Here is a 3,980-nt window from a genome sequence, read left to right on the forward strand (position 1 = left end):
GCGCGGTCCCGGGGGAAGCCCTCGGACATGCACAGGAGGAGGCCGTCCGCGGAGACCACCACGGTGTGGGACACCCCGGGGGTGTTGTCCACGAAATTGGTGATCAGCCAGTTCAGGTTCTGTGCGGCCTGGCTCATCTGAGTCAACTCAACGCTCCTGGTGGTTCGAGCCGCCGAAGAGATCGGTGCTGCGGTTCTGTCCGTTTCCGGACTGGTCTACCTGATCGGGGTCGATCCGGAAGCTTCCGGTGTTGCCGGCGCTGCGGCCCTGCTCCACACCGCGACGCAGGTTGGTGAGGCGGCCACGGACCTCCTCGGGGCTGCGGGAGACCTGCGGCCCTTCCTGCGGGGTCGACTTGGCGTTGCCGGGCACCAGGTTCTGCTTGGGCACGCGCCGCGGCAGGCCCGACCCGGTGGTGCCGGCGGAGGTGGGCTCGCGCAGCTGCTCGGCGCGCTGCCAGTTGCCGTCGTTCGGCGACTGCCAGGCGGAGCTGGCGGTCGGGCCGGTCGGGCCGTATCCGCCGAGCGAGGACACGTCGTGGCCGCGCGTCTCCTGGGGCGCCGAGGTGTCCTTGGCGCCCGCGAACCAGTTCGGGCTCTCGCCGGGCCGGCCGAGACCGGCCGGCGCGCTGCCGGGGCCGCCACCGGCCAGCTGCTCGCCGGGGCGCCGCTGAGGCAGCCCGGACGGCAGGGTGGTGGGAGCCTCGGCGGCGGGCAGGGCGGGCGGCTCCGGGGCGTACGGGTGGCCGGCCGGGGCCTCCTGGGCCTGGCGGCCGTACGGGTCGTCGTAGCCGTCCTGCCGGTAGCCCTGCTGCTGGTCGTAGCCGTACTGCTCGTCGGCGTACTGGTCGTCGCCGTAGGCCTGCTGGTCGTAGCCCTGCTGCGGGTACTGGTCGTACCCGTTCTGGGCGTAGCCGTCCTGCTGGTAGCCCTGCTGCTGGTCGTAGCCGTACTGGTCGTCGGCGTAGCCCTGCTGGTAGTCCTGCGGGGCGTACTGGTCGTCGCCGTAGGACTGCTGGTAGTCCTCCTCGACCTCGGCGTCCACCACCGGATCCTGCGGGCCGCCCTCCAGGGCCGCGCGGCGGACCTGGTCGAGGCGCTGCGAGCGCTGGACGGACTCCAGGGCCGGGCTGAAGCCGGTGGACCCGGCGTGGCCGATGCCGGTGAGGTGGTCGTCGAAGCCGAGCTCGGCGGCGCTGCGGGCCCGGGAGTCGGGCGCCCACTCGGAGCTCGGCTCCTGGTCGGCGAAGATCCGGGAGACGGTGAACTGCTCCTCGGGCTCCGGCGCGGCACCGCCCTGGGTGACGAACGGCGGGAGCATGACCAGCGAGGTGGTGCCGGCGGACTCGCCGGACGGGCGGAGCTGGACGCGGATGTCGTGCCGCTGGGAGAGCCGGCCGACCACGAAGAGGCCCATGCGGCGGGAGATGGTGGCGTCGACCGTGGGCGGCTCGGCCAGCTTCTCGTTGATCTCGGCGAAGTCCTCGGCGGTGAGGCCGATGCCCTTGTCGTGGATCTCGACCAGCACGCGGCCGTCGGGCAGGCGGGTCGCGTTGACCATGACCCGGGTCTGCGGGCTGGAGAACGAGGTCGCGTTCTCCAGCAGCTCGGCGAGCAGGTGGACGAGGTCGGTCACGGCGGCGCCGACGACGTCGACCTCCGGGATGCCGGAAAGCTCGACGCGCTCGTACTGCTCCACCTCGGAGGCGGCGGCGCGGAGCACGTCGACCAGCGGGACGGGGGTGTTCCAGCGGCGGCCGGCCTCCTCGCCCGCGAGGACGAGCAGGTTCTCACCGTTGCGGCGCATACGGGTCGCGAGGTGGTCCAGCTTGAAGAGGTTCTCCAGCTGGTCCGGGTCGGCCTCGTTGTTCTCCAGGTCGGTGATCAGCGCCAGCTGGCGCTGGATCAGGCCCTGGCTGCGGCGCGACAGGTTGGTGAAGATCGCGTTGACGTTCCCTCGGAGCAGGGCCTGCTCGGCGGCGAGCGCCACGGCCTGCTGGTGGACCTGGTCGAACGCCCGGGCGACTTCGCCGATCTCGTCCTTGCCGTGCAGCGGGATCGGGGTCACCGAGGTGTCGACCCGGTCCGGGTCGGTCTTGGAGAGCTTCTCGACCAGGTCCGGCAGGCGGTGGTCGGCGATCTCCAGGGCGGCGCTGCGCAGGGTGCGCATGCCGAGGATCATCGAGCGGGCCACGTAGCCGGTGAGCAGACCGGCCAGGATCAGTGCGGCGACGACGATGACCGTGTTGAGGATGGCGTCGTAGAGCGCGTTGTCCTTCAGGTTGCGGGAGTCGTTGAGGACGTCGTCCAGCAGCTGGACTTCGGTGTTCCGCAGTGCCTGGATGTGGGTGTTGGCGGCCTGGTTCCAGTTGTCCGGGGTCAGACCGGCGTTCTTCGCCTCGGCGAACGCGGCGTCGGCGACGGACTTGCCGCGCAGCTGGCCCTCGGCGGCCGCCTGGCTGTACGCCGCGGCCAGGGCCAGCAGGCCCTGCATGGTGGGCGCGGAGCCGTTCGGCATCTTGTAGGCCGAGCGCTCCTGCTGGGTCGCCAGGGCGACCTGGGCGTCCGCGTACTTCTTGGCGTCCGCCGGGTCGCTACCGGTGTTGAACTCGTTGAGGGAGACCTGCTCCAGCTTCTCCGCGACCACGATCTGCTGGGTCGCGTCGGCGTTCTCGTAGCGGGTGGTGCCGTTCTGCGAGATGCCGACCAGCAGGCTCAGCATGAGCGCCCGCTGGGTCGAGGCGGAGGCCTTGGCCAGCGAGATCGCGTAGATCGCGCGGCCCTTGCTGGTGGCGTTGCTGGAGCCGAGGCCCACGGAGTTGTCGTAGGCCAGCAGCGGCGCGAACATCGTCGAGTACGCGGCGGCGGTCGCGCTGATGAACAGCTCGGGGTTGTAGGCGTTGGCCCGCAGGTGCGGCAGGTCGCCGACCAGGATCTGGAAGGCCTCGTGGCGGCGGGGCAGCTCACCGGACTTGTCGGAGGCCTCGTAGGCGGCGTTGTACGCCTTCAGCGCGGCGTCGGTCTCGGCGCGGCGCTTGGCGACCTCGTTGTTCGGGTCCTGCTTGGTCATCAGGGGTATGAGCGTCTTGTCGCGCTCGTTCTCCAGCGCTTCCGCGAGCTCGGTGGCCGCCTTGGCCAGCTCGGCGGTCTTCTCGGCGCGGGACGCCTTGATGTAGCCGTCGACCGAGGTGTTCACTCGCAGACCGCCGAAGACGAGACTGATGATCACGGGGATCAGCAGGATCGCGATCAGACGGGTCGGCACGCGCCAGTTGCGCGGGCGGAGGAACTCGTACCGGCCGTCGCCGCCCTTGGCGGAGCCGCCGCGGGGTGCCGCGGTGACGCTCGGGGGGGTCGGGGTGGGAGCGGCCTGGACGCGTTCCTCGGTGGGAGTGAACGCGGAGAATCCGGCCGGCTCCGCGGGGGTACGGTTCGGCTCGCTCTGGCGGGGCTCGGAGCGCCGCTGCGGGGCGGGTTGCTGCTTACGCCTCACTCGACAACTACCTCTCGGCCGACTGCCGGCCATGGATCAATCCAGCGCTACCCCCGGGCCCTGACCCGTTGCCGTACGGGGCGGCGCGGGAGATTCAGGGGTAGCTGGAATTTCAGCACGTGCAGGGATGGGGGACAAACAGCCGCCGCTTGGCGCCCGCGTCGGCACAATCCGGACAATCACCGACAGGACGGAGCAAAACCGTGGTCATCTGGCGCTGAGTGACGCTGTTTCGCCACGCTGCGTCATTGTTGATCACAAAATGCCTACCGAACTGTTATCCGCTGCTTATACACGGGTCTTGCGCGGTGCCCCGGGAGGACACCGGCCGGTAAGCGCGGCGGCCCCGCCGGCCCGTGGGGAGGACGGGTCGTCGGGGCCGGTCGGTTCCGGTCGTCCTTCGTCCGTGTGCTCGCCCCCGGGGTCGGGGGCGAGCGTGCGGGTGTCAGCGGAGTCGGGCGAGGAGGGCGTGTTCGACGAGGGTGATG

At 70.9% G+C, this 3,980-nt stretch carries 2 protein-coding genes; both read right to left on the reverse strand.

The window, feature by feature from the left end; translation table 11 throughout:
• Positions 1-137, reverse strand: a 137-nt coding sequence (locus ACZ6Y7_RS37880) for a roadblock/LC7 domain-containing protein (RefSeq protein ID WP_329882915.1), incomplete at its 3' end; no start/stop codon positions are given.
• A gap of 10 nt (positions 138-147) precedes the next feature.
• Positions 148-3,492, reverse strand: coding sequence for a sensor histidine kinase (locus ACZ6Y7_RS37885; RefSeq protein ID WP_465762534.1), 3,345 nt, complete (start codon positions 3,490-3,492; stop codon positions 148-150).
• Between the last annotated feature and the right edge of the window lie 488 nt (positions 3,493-3,980).

It is taken from the genome of Kitasatospora sp. NPDC053308 (genome assembly GCF_055585785.1).